This window comes from Microcoleus sp. S13C4 (assembly GCF_036700865.1).
In the GTDB taxonomy this organism is placed as follows: domain Bacteria; phylum Cyanobacteriota; class Cyanobacteriia; order Cyanobacteriales; family Microcoleaceae; genus Microcoleus.
In genome coordinates, this window is the sequence record NZ_JAUBPS010000103.1 from 1 (window position 1) to 16,490 (window position 16,490).

Below are 16,490 nucleotides of genomic sequence, written 5' to 3' on the forward strand. Positions count from 1 at the left end.
CGATCGCTGCCTTTAATTCTGCTTTAATTCTTGCACCGGATGATATCTGGGTTCTCATCAACAAAGGGAATGCGCTGCTATGTCTGGGTGATTTGCAAGCACAGCTAAGTGAATTTGAGGGGGCAAAACAATCTTACTTTGATGCGATCGCAGCCTTTAATTCTGCTTTTATTATTGCACCGGATGACATCCGGGCTCTCAACAACAAAGGGCTTGCGCTGCAAAGTCTCGGTAATTTGCAAGCAAAATTATCTGAGCAACAGGAAGCACTTAAGAATTGGCAAGAGGCGCTGGAAATGTTCGATCGATCTTTAGCCATTGCGCCAAATCAAGAGATCCTTCGCAATGGGCGCGATGGGCTGCGGGTCTTCCGTACTTACTGTGCTAATTTGTTACAAGAAAATGACCGAAACCATTGTTGGCTATGAATTGTTGGCAATCTCGACCGTCAAAAATAGCCTGTTTTGTAGCCAGTTCAGGTATCATTGGCTTTTTGGCTACTTAAACTAATATTTTGGCACACTAACTACGGAAGAGCCGGCGCTGCAAGAATATCTCGATAATTTGGATCAAGATACTGTCAGCAGTTAGCTTGATGGGAAGCAGCAACCGGGTTTTTGGCCGCATCTTTGCATCACCATCAAAAAATATCGAAAAAACCCGGTTTCTGGGCACTACGGGCGATCGAATACAATCAATTTAAAAAGTTCGATCGATCGCGCGATCGGGGTAAGTGCCTATCGCTATCTTTTGATGCTAAAATTGAGAACAGTAGCTAGAGGAAAAATGCCATGTCAGAACAAGAAATCGCTAAAATAATTACGATAGAACCGGGTAAGCGAGGTGGTAAACCTTGTCTTCGAGGTATGAGAATTACAGTTTATGACGTGTTGGAATATCTCGCTCCTGGGATGACTTATCAAGAAATTCTAGATGATTTTCCCTATCTCACGCAACAGGATATTTTAGCTTGCTTGAGTTTCGCAGCTAAACGAGAGCAGTTTATGTTAGTTGTTGGGTGATGAAACTACTATTGTTTGACCAAGTATTCTCTAAAAAACCCGGTTTATGGCCGCCCGTCGGTAAGTCTTAAATTTGCTAAAATAGACCCAGAAAATATCAAAATATAAATATGAACGACTCCCAAATACCCCAAATTCCTTGGCTGCCATTAAGCCGAGAAGCGCACAAACTATCAGTTACCGACAGATTAGCTCTAGTCAACGCGATTGTTGAGTCCATCAGACAGGAACTCAGACCCCGCCAACCTCTGCTAGATGACTTTGTGGAACCCAGGACGGGGCTAGCAAAAACTGATACACCAATCCCAACAGATGCCGAAGTTAAAATTAGATTGGGGCGCGATCGCAAAGGTGCTGCAAAGCGACTCAGAGGGCTAGCAAAAACTGATATGCCACCTCCAACAGATGCCGAAGTTGCAATCATGTTAGAAGAGCGTTTGGTGGAGAAATACCTAAAATGAAGGTATTAATAGACACCAACATTATCCTCGATAGTTTGCTAGAACGAGAACCGTTTGTAGAGGATGCTGATGCTTTATTTGAGGCGATCGAAAATGAGCAAATTGAGGGATATGTAACGGCAACAACTTTAACAAATATCTTCTATATAGTCAGAAGGCAAACTCGCAGCCTCGATCGCGCTAGGCAAGCTATTGCTGAAACACTAGCCTTAATGAAAGTATCTGCCGTCGATCGCCACGTTTTGGAAATAGCATTTGCATCTAATTTAACCGATTTTGAAGATGCCGTGCAGTTAGCTTGTGCGCTGTCAGATAACTTGGAGGCGATTGTAACCCGCGATGCAGGAGATTTCGCTGGGGCTACCTTACCAATTCTATCACCTAAAGAGTTATTAAAACGTTTGGAATAAGATTAATAGGACTTACGCACTCCGACAAAGAAACCGGGTTTTTTACCGAATGTGTGGGTCACAACCCAGTATTCTCGTAAAAACCCGGTTTCTGGGTCCCATGCGTAAGCCCTAAAAAGAACTTAACCTTGCAGCTTACCGCCCAGATTGTCTCGGCGATATACCATCAGCCCGCTTCCGACGGATTAGCACGCTCATCACCTGCTTCGGATTGGCTGCACGCTGTACGGGACTCCAATCGCCCACTTCTGCAAATCCCAGCCGGTACAAAGTGAGTATGGTTTCCCGGACACCTTTGGGCGAACCGACAACCGTTAACAGCACCACTTCCTGTTCGCATACTGCTGCTGAGTCGTCATTTGGGCATTGGGATTTGTTGTCGTCAGGCACGAATTCCTGTGACATAATATGTTCTCCTGGTTTTGGGTTTTCTAGAAAAACCCAAAAACCCAGCCGCCCCGCATTTCAACACATAGCAGGGCGGCTACAGAGGATGTTAAGATACTCCGTTAGCCTCCAGACTGCTAGTCCCAGTTTGGCGGTTAGCTGTCCATTGCTGTTAGCGCAGCTTTGGGCAGTGCAACTAGATTTTTGGGCGACGCGGGCTGCCTCCTCTACAAGCAAGCAACCTCTCACTTCAAAGCGTAGCCGCAGAGGGGGGCCGTCGTCAATCGATTTTGGATTTTAGATTTTGGATTTGGGATTTTGGATTTACTCGTTACCAGCGTCAGCGGCTGGAAACCAGTTAGTTGGGCCGAAATGCTAAATTAAAAGTAATGTTGCTTTAGTACAACCATGTCCAAACGACTCACCATTGCCCAAGCACAGCAGCAGCTTCCAAACCTACCCCAAGAACTTATCAATGAGCCTATCATCATCACTCAAGATGGCGTTCCCGTTATGGCTGCAATGAGCTACACGCATTTGACTGAACTGTTAGAAACCTTAGATATTCTCACCGATACAGAATTCGTTGCCAAATTGCGTCAAAGCATCACCCAAGCACGCCAAGGGGAAACTATTTCCTGGGAAAATGCCAAAGCAAAATTGGGACTATGAATCACGAAGAAAATGCGATCGAATATGAGATCCAGCTTACGCCACTGGCACTGGAAATGTTGGAGGCAGTCAAAGATCGACGAGAACAGGAAAAATTGCGATATCGCATTGATCAACTAAAATTTGAACCACAAAAGCAAGGCAAAGCCCTTGTAGATAACCTATCAGGATTTCGCAGCATCCGAGCTGTTGGACAGCGCTATCGTAGAGTTTATCAAGTCGAACAAGATCGAGTTCTAGTTGTTGTCGTGGGACTAGGGAGACGTAAAGATGGTGACAAAAAAGACATTTACACCATCTTATAAAAACTGTTAGAGCCGTGATTGTAACTTCTTATATCCGGCGTATTTAAGCCGAATAAATATCATTTGTATGGACACAACAGTGTTGTGTCCTTTGCCTGCGGTAATCTCACTCCTCGCTAACAGCCAAACCAGAAACCACAGGGGCGATCGCATTTAACTTCAACACAGGATGCTCCCCTTCCACCTGTCGGCAATTCCACTCATTTCTAAACAGCAAAACCGGCCTTCCCCAAGTATCTTTCACCGTCACCGTATTAAACAGCCGCCCAACTTTTTCCAGCGCATCCCAACCGCCGTCAACCCAACGAGCTACACTGTAAGGCAACATATCGATCGTCGTTTCCACATTATATTCCGACTGCATTCTGAACTGCACCACCTCAAATTGCAACTGTCCGACAGCCGCCAAAATTGGCTCGCGCTTCGACTCATCAACCGAGTACATAATTTGCACTGCCCCTTCTTCCTGCAACTCAGAAACGCCTTTGCGGAACTGCTTAAACTTAGAAGGATTGGGATTTCTCAAAAAAGCAAAAAGTTCGGGAGAAAAACAGGGAATCCCTTCATATTCAAGTTTTTGGCCAGTATAAATAGTATCCCCGATCGCAAATACCCCCGGATTGTTCAAACCGATCACATCGCCCGGATAAGCAACCTCGATCGACTCCCGATCCTGAGCAAATAACTTTTGAGGCCTTGACAAACGCACCGTTTTACCGCTGCGAGCGTGAGTCACGTTCATGTCCTTTTCAAACTTGCCCGTACAAACCCGAATAAACGCCACCCGATCGCGGTGTCTCGGGTCCATATTCGCTTGCAATTTAAACACAAACCCGGTAAAATCTTCATAAGTTGGCGGCAAATCTCCGGCGCTGCTCTTGCGGGCGATCGGCTTCATAGCGTAATCTAAAAACGCATCTAAAAACAGTTCGACCCCAAAATTGCTCATGGCACTGCCAAAGAAAACAGGCGTCATTTTTCCAGCCCGAACCAAGTCTAAATCGAGTTCAGTTCCCAACTCATCCAGCAGTTCCAACTCTTCTTTGAGCTGATAGTAAAGATCTTGTTCCAACAAATCTTCAATGCGCGGATCGCCCAATTCAATGACGGTATCAACAGCAGCACGAGAACCGTGTTTAGCCCGCTCGAATAAGTGAATTTTGCGCGCCCTGCGATCGAAAACACCTTTAAAGCGATCGCCCGTACCTATGGGCCAATTTACCGGATAAGTCTGCAAGCCCAATTCTTTCTCAATTTCGTCCAACAAATCCAAAGGTTCTCTGCTAGGGCGATCGAGCTTATTAAAGAAAGTAAAAATAGGCAGACTTCGCAGTTTACAAACTTCAAATAACTTCCGAGTTTGGGGTTCCAAACCCTTAGCAGCATCCTCAAGCATCACCGCATTGTCAGCCGCCGCCAGAGTTCGATAAGTATCTTCGCTAAAATCTTGGTGTCCCGGAGTATCGAGCAGATTAATGTGATATTTTTTATACTCAAACTGCAAAACAGTAGAAGTAATAGAAATTCCCCGCTGCTGTTCCATCGCCATCCAGTCAGAGGTAGCGTGTCGCTGAGCCCGCCGCGCTTTCACAGAACCTGCTTCGTGAATTGCACCTCCGTACAGCAGCAGCTTTTCTGTCAAAGTAGTTTTACCCGCGTCAGGGTGCGAGATAATAGCAAAGTTGCGCCGGCGCTCAACAGCAGTTAGCAGTTCAGTTTCGAGTTCAGTTGTCATCACAAATTAGGTAGGGGAATCATCACCCGATCGCCATTATAGCCTGTGCTACAGTTGCTATTAAAGGTAAAATTATCACTAAAGTCAAGGAAGAAAAGTAATATGTACGACTCGGACAAGCGGAAGCTGCTATCACTGGTGTGCCACGGGGCGATTTTTTTCAGCACGTTACTGTTCTCGATCGGAGCGCCGATCGCTGTATTGTTAGTATCAGATGACCCCGTTGTCAAAGAAAATGCCACAGAAGCGATCAATTTTCACCTTAATGTATGGGTGTACAGCGCCGTAATTGTGGCGTTAACTGTCGTCACTTTCGGTCTTGCTGGGTTTATCCTAGTGCCCCTCGGTTATCTGCTGCACTGGGGACTGACAATAATGGCTATCCTCCACATTTTGCAAAATCCTAACCAACCTTACCGCTACCCTTTTATTTTCCGAATAGTTTAGACAGAAAATCGCGCTTCACCATCGATTTCAACAACCCGATTTCTTTAAGAAGAAACCGGGTTTTTATTTTTTTTATAACTCACATTCGTTACCCCCAACTGGCAAATACACTGCTTAAGTGACAAAGAGGGTTGATGGTCGGAGACAAGATTCAGTAAAAAAAATTAAAAGTTTGTGTAACTAAGCATCATCCAGTTGGGATTCCAGAAAATTGACCTAACATTATGAGTGAAATATTATTGCTCCATAAGAGTTCAAAAGTTAGAGCAAAATCAACTATTAATTCTAGATAAGCTAATCCGCCTTTAAATTGCATGGTCAAATAAATTTTCACTTTTGTGAGGTGGGCATCCTGCCCGCCCTCAAAATACAATTTAAATGCAGAACAGCTTATTAAGCTAATCCGTCTTTAAATTGCATGGTCAAATAAACTTTCGCTATTGTGCTGTTGGTAGGAAAGCCCGCCTTTAACACACAATTTAAATGCACAACAGCTTATCTTTGGCATTGAAAATGGTGCAACATCTCTGTTTAAATGAATGTGGGTAGCTCGGTAAGTGATGCCGAACCCTTATCTGCCTAAAGTCGCAATGGTGTCTTCGCCCTGTTGCAGGGCTGTTGCTGAGGCTAAGTTCATCTTCAGTTGATGCCGTTGCCCAAACTATGCTAACGCCTTTGGGTTATTTCGCAGAGTTAGGGCGGATGTTCGATCGCTCCGAACCATCGTTTTTGCTTCTTCTGTGCTATTTTTGCATCGGGCGATCGTTTTATTGAAATTTTCCACCAATTCTATCTCTACCAGGTGTCTTAAAACTTAATACAATATTTTTCCAATAAAAATCCCGCTCTTGTGGAACGGGAAAGCCATCAGGGTGCATCTATATATATGTCACTATAACTCACAAGGGGTATAACCCCTCGTCGCTTTATCGAATCTTTACAATCAAAAAACTTTTGTAAAGATTGAGGTTTTTATTTGACTGATCAGCCGTTTTATGAAATGAAAATGGAAAATGCTGACATTGATAAAATCAAGTGAGTTTCCTATGAATAATCAAAACTTTAAGCTCCTTTACCATGCTTCGGCCAATGGTAGAGCAAATACCATAAAATGGCTACATTTGTGATAAATACCGCTAACTTAAGTACCGTGATCCCGTGAACTAATTCATATATTTCAGGGGGTATACTAATGCTTACCAGCACTAAAACTAAGATTGTTGCCCAGTTTTTTTCGTACCACAAACCAACGGCTTCAACAGCCGTTAGAATTGCATAAATGGCTGCTGCAATTCCACTAAACAGTAAGTTTTTAGGGTTAAGAATTAGAAGCTTTTCTAAGATAAATTCAATGATGTTTAGTTTTCTTTCTAACAAATAAGATTGCGAAAAATCTTCTAAAACTTGATGATTTTTCAATGCAAAAATCAAAGCAATCGAAGTTACTGTCAAGAGTGAAGCCACAAATGTTTTGTAAAGGACAATTGCGATTAAAGCAGGAGCGTGATGTTTCTTCACCTTAATTCTCGAAATATCAATAATGTAGGATCGCCTGGTTAGCCTGTTTAGGATTGAAAACTTCAATTTTAGTAGAGTGCGTCACCAATTAGCTAATCTATTATATAATAAATAACGCGCTGCTGACGCACCTTACTAAGTGTGAGGATAACGTTGTGCTAAGAAAGAGATAGCAGCAGCCCGATCGCCAAAATCGCCATCCAACTTCGCCGCCAACAAATCATCCAACATTCGTTTAAACCCAGGCCCCGGCTTATAACCCAAAGCCTTCAAATCGTTGCCATTTAAAGGGGGCTCAACATTCGCCCACCTGGTGAGATATTCCCAGATTTGGCGGCGTGCACTTCGCGGACTTTGTAGGGCGATCGCAATTAACACTGGCAATTCATAATTCCTCAACAGCAACACCAATTGACTCGGCAACTCGCACTTAGGCAAATTCTCTGCTAACTGATTCTTTCCGCCTTCCAAAACTTCCAACCGCTTAATGCTGTCAGCAGGTAACTGAAGATTTGCAGCCACCTTGCCGCGATATTCCGGTGCTAAATAAGCTATCAAAACTTCCAGCCGCATCTGCCAATCGGGAATATTGATAATGGGAAATGGGGAATGGGGAATGGGGAATGGGGAATGGGGAATGGGAGATAGGGAATTGTCTCTTCCTTCTTCCTTCTTCCTTCTTCCTTCTTCCTTCTTCCTGACATCCGTTACATCCGTTACAGAATCCGTTGCCGAACTTCCTTCTTCCTTCTTCCTTCTTCCTTCTTCCTTCTTCCTTCCTTGCAAACACCGATCGAGCAAACGCAGTTGCCGCCACAACTCCCGATCCAACTCCAAACTAGGATGAATGCAGCGCAAAGCCTGCAAATCTCCCAGCATTTGCAAAGCAACTTTCCAGTAAGGAGCTTGCAAAATGTATTTTAATTCGCTTTTGAGCCGAGTTTCCAAAGCCGGAGCTCGGCCGTTTTCCCCCTGAATTCGGTAATAAATCCCGCTGGCCAAAGCGTTGCGGATGTATCCTTCCGTCTGTGGCTCAATTTCAAATCCCAACCGCACAGCAAACCGCACAGCGCGATAAATTCGCGTCGGATCTTCGATAAAACTATTGGCGTGCAAAACTCGAATTTGCTTCGCTTCCAAGTCGAGCAAACCGCAAAAAAAATCTAACAATTCGCCGCTGCGAGGAACACCCAACCGCACAGCCAGGGCATTAATTGTAAAATCCCTCCGGTACAAATCTTGGCGAATTGAACTCGCTTCAACTTCAGGATTGGCAGCCGGATAAGGATAAAATTCAGTGCGAGCCGTAGCGATATCCACCCACAGCGAGCCGAAAGCAGAGTCTTTGTGCCACAAAAGCGCGGCGGTTTGAAATTGACCGTGAACGTCCAAACGCGATTCGGGGTAAAGTTTTTGCAGCGAGGAAGCTAACTCGACACCAGCACCGGAATCGTCGGAACCGCACTTTCCATCCACAACCAAATCGATATCTGTTAGCGCCAGTGTATCATCCGTGGCTAAGAGTAAATCCCGGACTGCTCCACCCACAATATAAAGTTGCCAGCCGCGGTTTTGGGCAATATTGGCGGCGATCGACAATAATTGCCATAATTCGGCACTTATGCGCGATCGCAACAACTGCTCAACCGATTCGGACACGGCACAATAAGACAATTCTGCATTGCTTCCCCTGTCTCGCGCTTTTTGCTGGTGCAATTCCCGCAACACATCAGTCCGGGTAACAATTCCCACCAGTTGACCGTTTTCCAATACTGGCAAGCGCCCGATATCGTATGTCACCATTAAAGATTCAATTTCCGGCAGCAAGGTATCTGGGGCGATCGTTTTTAACTGCCAAGTCATGTAACCCTTCACCGGGGCGTGACTGAAACCGTGGTGCAGGGCAATGTCAATGTCGCGGCGCGAGATAATGCCGGCGAGTCGATCGTCCGCATCGACCACAGAAAGGCCCGAATGTCCGTAACGTAGGAGGATACGGTGAGCTTCTCCCACAGACGTTTCGGGGCGAATACTCCGCACCGGAGACGACATTAACTCGCGGGCTGTCGGAGGGTGGGGAATTTGAGTTTTGAGTTCGTCAGCTAACTGATTTAAAGTCAGCAAGGGGTCAACATCGCGCGTGGCGAGGGAAGCAGCGCGGGCGTGGCCTCCGCCACCGAAGGGTTTGAACAATTCGCTGAGGTTTGTTCCTTCGATGCGCGATCGACCGATAATAGTTAATCGATTGGAAACTGGCGATTCTGGAGCGATGTTGCGGTTGTTTTCGTTTTCGCTAAATTTATAAACATTACCTAACAGCAGAGCATCGGTTTCAGTCAAATCGAGCAAGCGAGAAGCCAGCGAAGAAAGTCCGGGAACGTAGGATTCAGTAGATAGCAGCACCCAGGCTACGCTGTAACCGTGCAAAGTTTCCGATCGCAAATTATTCAGCGCTTCTCTCAGCAAATCTTGCAATTGAGGAGACAAACCGGGTTCTACATATTCAGCTATTACCCCCAAACTCGCTCCCTGTTCCATCAACCACGCCAAAGCTATGGCATCTCGCGCAGTTGCGCCCTCAAAGGTGAGGGAACCTGTATCGACGTGGATGCCGAGGGCCATTACTGTTGCTTCTGAAGGCAGAAGGCGGGATGGTGTGTCGCTGTTTTCTGCTTGATTTTTGAGCTTTTCGACAATTAATGTCGTGCTGGCTCCGACTGCTTCGATCTGGGTAAAAGTAGCGGGGATGTCTAAATCGGCCTGTAGGTGATGGTCGAAAACCGCTATTTCGTTGAGGTGTGGCAAATCCAGCCACTCGGCGGCTTTTCCCAAGCGATCGCGCCCGGAGGCATCAACTATACTAATCGATCGAATTTGTTGCGGATTGACCGATCGGCGTTCAATGAGCGGGTACTCGTCGCGGTGTAGCGCCAAAAAATCCCGCACCGTCGGGTGACACCCGCCCGTCAATACGATTCTGCTACCGGGGCGCAGCACGCAAAGTCCCACCGCCGCCCCCAAGGCGTCAAAATCTGCTGTTGTGTGGCACAAAACTAAGTCCATAGCCGAAAATCCCGCATCTCTAACTCAAACAGTAGCAATTTCTCGCCCTCTGAAACCGGATGTGTCGATCGGGCTTTAACTTAACCTTTCCAGTTTTCTGTCGTGTAGCGAACAATGATAAAATTGATGAAAATCTCAAGAGCCGCTGACGCCTGTTCGCGCAACGCCCGAATTTGCACGGGTTCTTTCGTATCAATCAACCGACAATCTCTCGATCAACTTTCGGGAAACTGTCAAAAACTAGAATTTGGAAGATTTTTTTCGGTTCTGGGAAACTATTTCTGATCAACGCACGGTTATATCGAAAGGAGAAAAGATGTTATCAATTCTGTTTCAAGTGGTTTTACTGGGTCTGGTACTGCTGTCTTTTGTGATGGTCGTTGGCGTGCCAGTTGCTTATGCCTCTCCCCAAAACTGGAATCAGTCTAAATCCCTGATTTATGTCGGATCGGGTCTCTGGTTTTTGCTGGTTATTGCAGTGGGTGTATTGAACTTTTTAGTCGTTTAATTTCACCCTAGTTTATCGAATAAAGAAGGTAAAAGATAGAAGGATGAAGGCATTCACCAGCGATTGAAAGGCATTCGGCAGAAGCTAGGAATTTTCCAGACCGCGCGACCCTGTATGTTTTTGCACTTGAGATTCAGATGAGATGCTGCTGCTTTCTGACTTTTGCCTTCTCACAAACAAAAATCTAAAATCTAAAACCTAAAATCTAAACTAGAGCACTATGACTGTTTTCGAGGGAACTTTTACTCACACCGAATCTTTGCGGTTTGCTATTGTCATCGGTCGTTTTAACGATTTGGTGGTTAACAAACTTTTGGAGGGATGTCAAGATTGTTTGAAACGCCACGGGGTTGATATTAATCCTCATGGCTCTCAGGTGGACTTTTTTTGGGTTCCGGGAAGTTTTGAGATTCCTTTGGTAGCGCGCCAAGCTGCTCTTTCTCACCGCTACGATGCGGTAATTTGTCTGGGTGCGGTAATTCGCGGTCAAACTCCTCATTTCGATTTTGTGGCTGGTGAGGTTGCTAAGGGAATTGCTGCGGCTGCTTTTCAGACAGGGGTGCCGGTGATTTTTGGGGTGGTGACGACTGACACGATGCAGCAAGCTTTGGAAAGGGCTGGAATTAAAAGCAATTTAGGCTGGAATTATGCGATGAGTGCTTTGGAAATGGGCACTTTGATGCGCCAAGTTAAGGGTTTGGGAACACAGTCTTACGATCGTCGATTAACTACTGCGTCTGCTGCTCAAGTGCTTTCGGGTGAAGCAAATCTGGCGATCACCCCGGATGTATCGTCGGATCAAATCCCCACGTAAGTTGGGCTAGCAGTATTTTTTAGGTAAAAAGCATCAAGATTTGCATCTGGAAAAATCTTAAGACTCTTGTGGGGTGGTGATTATGCCCGCCCCCAAGGTAAAAATTACACTCGGGGCCGATCGACCAATTAGACCAATATCTTGCCAATTGGCAATGAGTGTGATATCATTAAATGTTCTTAAAATAGCGCAACACTAACTATTACTGCATGGCAACGAAGCCAACGATCGCATTTACTCACCTCGGCTGCGAAAAAAATCGCATCGATACCGAACACATGATCGGCTTGCTGGCTCAAGCGGGCTATCAAGTGGATTCTAATGAAGAATTAGCTGATTATGTTGTAGTCAATACTTGTAGTTTTATCCAAGCTGCGCGAGAAGAGTCGGTCCGCACCTTGGTAGAATTGGCAGAAGCTAATAAAAAAGTAGTCATCACCGGCTGCATGGCACAGCATTTTCAGCAGGAATTGCTGGACGAATTGCCGGAAGCAGTAGCAATTGTCGGCACGGGCGACTATCATAAAATCGTCAATGTTATGCAGCAGGTGGAAAAGGGCGATCGAGTTTCCCTCGTCTCTTCAGAACCTACTTACATCGCTGACGAAACTACTCCCCGCTACCGCACGACATCGGAAGGTGTCGCTTATCTGCGAATAGCAGAAGGCTGCGACTATCGCTGTGCATTTTGCATTATCCCGCACTTGCGCGGAAATCAAAGATCGCGGACGATCGAATCTATCGTCGCCGAAGCTAAGCAATTGGCATCGGAAGGGGTAAAGGAAATTATCTTGATTTCTCAAATTACCACCAACTACGGCAAAGATATTTATGGCGAACCGAAACTAGCCGAACTGCTTCGGGCTTTGGGTAAAGTAGATGTGCCTTGGATTCGGATGCACTACGCCTATCCTACAGGTTTGACTCCGCAAGTTGTCGAGGCAATCCGGGAAACACCAAACGTTTTGCCGTATTTGGATTTACCCCTGCAACACTCGCACCCAGAAATTCTGCGGGCGATGAATCGGCCTTTTCAAGCTGGGATTAATGATGCTATAGTCGATCGGCTCAAAGCAGCTCTTCCCGGCGCCGTGATGCGGACAACTTTTATTGTTGGCTTCCCCGGCGAAACCGACGAACACGCAGCACACTTGCTGGAATTTGTCAAGCGCCACGAATTCGATCACGTAGGAGTTTTTGTATTTTCGCCAGAAGAAGGAACCCCAGCCTTCAGCTTGCCCCAGCAAATACCTGCAGAAATAATGGAAATGCGGCGCAATGCGGTAATGGCGGCACAACAACCTATATCATTGAAGAAGAATCAAGAATCTGTCGGTCAGGTAGTTGATGTCCTGATAGAACAAGAACAACCAGAGACAGGTGAGTTGATTGGTAGATCCGCTCGGTTTTCCCCAGAAGTAGATGGACTCGTCTATGTGACAGGAGAAGCGCGACTGGGATCGATCGTATCTGTGAAAATTACGGGTGCAGATGTCTACGACCTCTATGGTCAAGTGTAAGTTTTGCTGGAACTGTCACCTGAGACGGTGTGGCGAACAAAAACCGGACACGAGCCAAAAATGATTAGCGGATTGTGCAGAAAAAGTAACGGTTAGTACACAATTGTGCAAAGATATGTAGCAAAGGGGTTCTAAACTTTTTTAGCCCCTATCTGGCAATCGACCCTCCCCGTCGGGGTGTGGTAATCTCTACAGAACATCGGAAAATTTTAACGAATTTAATGTTTTGTTTCTGAATGTAAAGAGTTATGATGATAACAAGCCAGAAATAAGCGGGGAGAATTTGAGATTGCTTCGCCGTCCGCCCTACACCACAACGGTATCCCGAAAGAGTGTTGAGATGGATAGGCGGTAACGGTCGCCCCATCCCCTGCTCAATCCCGCAGGCGACGGATTGCGGGATAGCGCCTGAACCAAACAACCTGTTACTACTATGTAGTGAAGTGGGGCTGGTCATGATCCTCACTATAAAATGCCCTAGAGGGAAAGCTTGCAAGTACCTCAAAGGAAGTCCAATGTCCTGTTTTAAGAATGTTGGAAGCCTATAACCCGACCCCTGGCGGTTGGTATCGGTGATGTCACAAAATCAAAGACGGCTGTCGAATTGGTAAATTTAGTCACCATCGACGGAGCTGCCCTATACTCGATTGCTATTTAAGAAGGTGCGCGCAGGCGCAGCACCATAAAGAACTCTTATGAGTTCCTGCCCTAGAGCAGAAATCCGCATCCGAGTTGGGCAACTTAGAAGGCTAAGACTCGTTATTAGGAGCATTAATGAATTTATTGTTTGAAGGCTTAGGTCTTTCGGAAGAACTCGTTCTCCATCTGGAAACACTAGGCTTTACAGAACCTACTCCCATCCAAGTACAAGCAATTCCGCACCTGTTAGCAGGTCGCGACGTTGTAGGTCAAGCCCAAACAGGGACAGGCAAAACGGCAGCATTCTCGTTGCCCATCTTGGAGCGGATTGATTTAGATGTGACTGCGGTGCAAGCACTGGTGCTGACGCCGACTCGCGAATTGGCGATGCAAGTAACTGAAGCCATCCGTGATTTGAGCGGCATCAGCAGCGACGGCCCGGTAAAAGTGGGTCGCTCTCTGCAAGTTCTGACAGTGTACGGCGGTCAATCGATCGATCGCCAAATGCAGCGTTTGAAACGCGGCGTTCACATCGTTGTTGGTACACCCGGACGCATATTGGATATGCTGAGCCGCGGCAGCCTGAAACTAGACAAGGTAAAATGGCTAGTTTTGGATGAAGCTGACGAAATGCTGAGCATGGGCTTTATTCAAGATGTGGAAAAAATCTTGGATGCTGCACCAAAAGAACGTCAAACGGCATTTTTCTCGGCGACGATGGAAGCTTCCATTCGGAAATTGGTAGCGCGGCATTTGCGTAACCCAGTCAACGTCACCGTAGAACAGCCAAAAGCAACGCCGAAGCGCATCAGCCAAGGCGTGTACATGATTCCCCGGGGCTGGTCGAAGGCAAGAGCTCTACAGCCAATCCTAGAAATGGAAGACCCGGAATCTGCACTGATTTTTGTGCGGACTCGGCAGTCGGCGGCAGAACTCACCAGCCAACTGCAAGCAGCAGGTCACAGCGTTGATGAGTATCACGGTAATTTGAATCAGGCACAACGGGAACGTTTGTTGCATCGGTTCCGCCAATGTCAGGTGCGCTGGGTAGTGGCGACTGATATTGCGGCGCGGGGTTTGGACGTGGATCACTTGACTCACGTGATTAACTACGATTTGCCCGACAGTGTGGAAAGCTACGTTCACCGGATCGGACGCACGGGCCGGGCTGGTCGGGAAGGAACGGCGATTACGCTGATTCAACCGGTCGATCGTCGCAAACTGCGCTTGATTGAACGCCACGTGCGATCGAGCTTGACGGTGCGAAACATTCCGACACGGGCGCAAATTGAAGCTCGTCAGTTGGAAAAGATGCAGGGTAAAGTTCGTGAAGCTTTGGCTGGCGAACGCATGGCATCTTTCTTGCCTCTGGTCTCTCAGTTATCCGAGGAGTACGACTCCCACGCGATCGCCGCTGCTGCATTGCAAATGGCTTTCGATCAAAGCCGTCCTGCTTGGATGGGCGCTGATTACGCTCAACAAGAAGATCCCCCGATTGGTGGAGAAAACAGCGTCAAGCCTATCTTGATCAAAAAGCGGGCTAAGACTGGTGAGGCGACTTTTTCTGGAGCACCGAGTGCTCCTGTTCCCCAGAACCGCTAATTGGTAGGGTGCACAATGTGCACCTTATTTAGAATTATTGTAGAGATGCGATCGATCGCGTCTCTACTTTTTTTATGGGTGTGAGACTAAATCTGAATTCGGCGGTTGAAACTGCTATTACACAAACGAAGATTACTCGGCGGTTGAAACCGCTACTACACAAACAAAGTCTGCCTCCGCAGACTAAGAAGTGGGTAACTAAAGATGGAATTTAGAAATCGGACAATTTCTGTAACAAATTCTACGCTGAGTACGTTAATTGATGAATTGGGTACTGAGTGTCAAAATGTGATTACTTTAATCCATCAGCTTCAGTTACCTGAGTTGAGCGATCGACAAAAAGCTGAAATTCTAGCAGAGTTCCTGAGTGCTGCAATTCATCTCAACGTTCACTGCGGAGAGGATTTTCAGACACTAATTGCTGAGGAAATGGCAATATTGTCGGATGATGATGAAGAGGATTAAGGAGACGCGGGCGATCGCACATGAGGAAAAAGCCCTCCAGTCAACTCACAGAAAGACTAAAAATCCTCATAAATAAAGTCCTTATTACAAACTTGTGAACCCGGACTTTTGCACTGTGGTTTAATATTTCAGTTTAGCTGCGTGCTCACAATAATTTTTTGCACGCGATCGCCCTTAATTTCCACAATCAAATTAGAAGCCTTTTGGTCATTGCTGTAAGTCAACCGGGTCACTCCACCCTGCACAGATTGCGACCCGTAACCGTAAGTTTTAACAACTTTTTGGCTGTTATCTCCTACCTTCACACCATCAATTGTCAGAAACTTGGGATTGGTAGTAGAAACTAAATAAACTTTGCCCTCCCATGCTGCTACCGTCAATCCTGAGTAGGTTAGCGTGCGAATCTTGCCGCCGATGCCAGGCCCAGCAGGTTTAGTTTCGTCGCGCTGCGGTTTTCCCAACTTGCGTTTTGCCTCTTCTACAGACATCCCCAACCGAACGCCACCAATCCCCAGACGCGAATAGTTCAGCGCCGCCGGCTTTTGTGTCGCGCTGAGCATTCTTTCTAGAGTCGCAACAGTTTGATTCATAGCGGGAACAGGGCGAATTAAAGCAGCAAATCCAAAGCTCGAAATCGCGAGATTCATCATGATGCCAGCGACGGCTGTTGTCACAAATATTTTTACCATTTTTTTATAGCTTTATTTGGCTATGTATTCCCGCGATCGCCCGCTAGATCCGGATTGATACTAATAGGACTTACACAAACACTCCTAGACGCACGGCGATGCTCTGAAACCGAGTTTTTTTACCAAAACTACACAAAGGAAACCCGGTTGTTACCATAACTCTTATACCATTTTTTTAAAGATGTGATAGACTTGTGTAAAAAGTAAAGGAGAGAATTACAATGTCTGGTCGT

The 16,490-nt window shown here is 46.3% G+C and carries 17 protein-coding genes and 1 pseudogene; 13 read left to right on the forward strand and 5 right to left on the reverse strand.

Annotated elements, in window-relative coordinates; translation table 11 throughout:
* From QT996_RS26460 to QT996_RS26480, 5 genes and pseudogenes are all read left to right on the forward strand, one after another.
* Nucleotides 1-428: pseudogene (locus tag QT996_RS26460) on the forward strand (hypothetical protein); the annotation flags it as partial.
* A gap of 189 nt (nt 429-617) precedes the next feature.
* Entirely contained in the window at nt 618-779 is a 162-nt protein-coding gene (locus QT996_RS26465; RefSeq protein WP_333050286.1) for a hypothetical protein, read from the forward strand.
* 12 nt (nt 780-791) lie between these two features.
* The gene (locus QT996_RS26470; protein WP_333050288.1) at nt 792-1,022 is read left to right on the forward strand and encodes a DUF433 domain-containing protein; all 231 of its coding nucleotides are present in this window, start codon (nt 792-794) and stop codon (nt 1,020-1,022) included.
* Between the two features lie 110 nt (nt 1,023-1,132).
* Nucleotides 1,133-1,483: a hypothetical protein gene (locus QT996_RS26475; protein WP_333050290.1), complete on the forward strand. Its 351-nt coding sequence runs from the start codon at nt 1,133-1,135 to the stop codon at nt 1,481-1,483.
* Nucleotides 1,480-1,893 (forward strand): PIN domain-containing protein, encoded by a 414-nt coding sequence (locus QT996_RS26480; protein ID WP_333050292.1) that lies wholly within the window; start codon nt 1,480-1,482, stop codon nt 1,891-1,893. Before QT996_RS26475 ends, QT996_RS26480 begins: the two co-directional genes overlap by 4 nt.
* A gap of 135 nt (nt 1,894-2,028) precedes the next feature.
* Here QT996_RS26480 and QT996_RS26485 read toward each other — a convergent pair whose 3' ends face one another.
* Nucleotides 2,029-2,298 (reverse strand): hypothetical protein, encoded by a 270-nt coding sequence (locus tag QT996_RS26485; protein ID WP_333050293.1) that lies wholly within the window; start codon nt 2,296-2,298, stop codon nt 2,029-2,031.
* Between the two features lie 390 nt (nt 2,299-2,688).
* Here QT996_RS26485 and QT996_RS26490 point away from each other — a divergent pair, with 390 nt between their 5' ends.
* On the forward strand, nt 2,689-2,952 hold the full coding sequence (locus QT996_RS26490) for a type II toxin-antitoxin system Phd/YefM family antitoxin (protein WP_015177371.1): 264 nt from the start codon (nt 2,689-2,691) through the stop codon (nt 2,950-2,952).
* Nucleotides 2,949-3,257 carry a type II toxin-antitoxin system RelE/ParE family toxin gene (locus tag QT996_RS26495; protein WP_333050295.1) on the forward strand — a complete coding sequence of 103 codons (309 nt, stop codon included), beginning with the start codon at nt 2,949-2,951 and terminating at the stop codon, nt 3,255-3,257. Before QT996_RS26490 ends, QT996_RS26495 begins: the two co-directional genes overlap by 4 nt.
* 106 nt (nt 3,258-3,363) lie before the next feature.
* Here the strand turns inward: QT996_RS26495 and prfC are convergent, their stop codons facing one another.
* Complete coding sequence (gene prfC / locus QT996_RS26500; RefSeq protein WP_333050296.1) at nt 3,364-4,992, reverse strand: peptide chain release factor 3; 1,629 nt, start codon at nt 4,990-4,992, stop codon at nt 3,364-3,366.
* Nucleotides 4,993-5,094: 102 nt separating this feature from the next.
* Between prfC and QT996_RS26505 the strand changes: the two genes are divergently transcribed.
* A complete protein-coding gene (locus tag QT996_RS26505; RefSeq protein WP_333050297.1) occupies nt 5,095-5,439 on the forward strand; it encodes a DUF4870 domain-containing protein in 345 nt (114 codons plus the stop codon).
* Between the two features lie 1,062 nt (nt 5,440-6,501).
* On the opposite strand, the gene QT996_RS26510 is transcribed toward QT996_RS26505, so the two are convergent.
* Both QT996_RS26510 and QT996_RS26515 read right to left on the reverse strand, forming a co-directional pair.
* Nucleotides 6,502-6,957 (reverse strand): DUF2127 domain-containing protein, encoded by a 456-nt coding sequence (locus tag QT996_RS26510; protein ID WP_333050300.1) that lies wholly within the window; start codon nt 6,955-6,957, stop codon nt 6,502-6,504.
* A gap of 135 nt (nt 6,958-7,092) precedes the next feature.
* Nucleotides 7,093-10,020 carry a CBS domain-containing protein gene (locus tag QT996_RS26515; RefSeq protein ID WP_333050301.1) on the reverse strand — a complete coding sequence of 976 codons (2,928 nt, stop codon included), beginning with the start codon at nt 10,018-10,020 and terminating at the stop codon, nt 7,093-7,095.
* Between the two features lie 316 nt (nt 10,021-10,336).
* Here QT996_RS26515 and psbZ point away from each other — a divergent pair, with 316 nt between their 5' ends.
* The 5 genes from psbZ to QT996_RS26540 all read left to right on the forward strand — a co-directional run bounded on the left by psbZ (nt 10,337) and on the right by QT996_RS26540 (nt 15,568).
* On the forward strand, nt 10,337-10,528 hold the full coding sequence (gene psbZ, locus QT996_RS26520) for a photosystem II reaction center protein PsbZ (RefSeq protein ID WP_190735314.1): 192 nt from the start codon (nt 10,337-10,339) through the stop codon (nt 10,526-10,528).
* A 220-nt stretch (nt 10,529-10,748) separates the two neighbouring features.
* Nucleotides 10,749-11,342 carry a 6,7-dimethyl-8-ribityllumazine synthase gene (gene ribH / locus QT996_RS26525; protein ID WP_333050304.1) on the forward strand — a complete coding sequence of 198 codons (594 nt, stop codon included), beginning with the start codon at nt 10,749-10,751 and terminating at the stop codon, nt 11,340-11,342.
* A gap of 209 nt (nt 11,343-11,551) precedes the next feature.
* Nucleotides 11,552-12,862 (forward strand): 30S ribosomal protein S12 methylthiotransferase RimO, encoded by a 1,311-nt coding sequence (gene rimO / locus QT996_RS26530; protein WP_333050305.1) that lies wholly within the window; start codon nt 11,552-11,554, stop codon nt 12,860-12,862.
* A gap of 774 nt (nt 12,863-13,636) precedes the next feature.
* Nucleotides 13,637-15,103: a DEAD/DEAH box helicase gene (locus tag QT996_RS26535; protein ID WP_333050306.1), complete on the forward strand. Its 1,467-nt coding sequence runs from the start codon at nt 13,637-13,639 to the stop codon at nt 15,101-15,103.
* 204 nt (nt 15,104-15,307) lie between these two features.
* The gene (locus tag QT996_RS26540) at nt 15,308-15,568 is read left to right on the forward strand and encodes a hypothetical protein (protein WP_333050308.1); all 261 of its coding nucleotides are present in this window, start codon (nt 15,308-15,310) and stop codon (nt 15,566-15,568) included.
* Nucleotides 15,569-15,696: 128 nt separating this feature from the next.
* On the opposite strand, the gene QT996_RS26545 is transcribed toward QT996_RS26540, so the two are convergent.
* Nucleotides 15,697-16,257 carry a hypothetical protein gene (locus QT996_RS26545; protein ID WP_333050310.1) on the reverse strand — a complete coding sequence of 187 codons (561 nt, stop codon included), beginning with the start codon at nt 16,255-16,257 and terminating at the stop codon, nt 15,697-15,699.
* Nucleotides 16,258-16,490 lie beyond the last annotated feature (233 nt).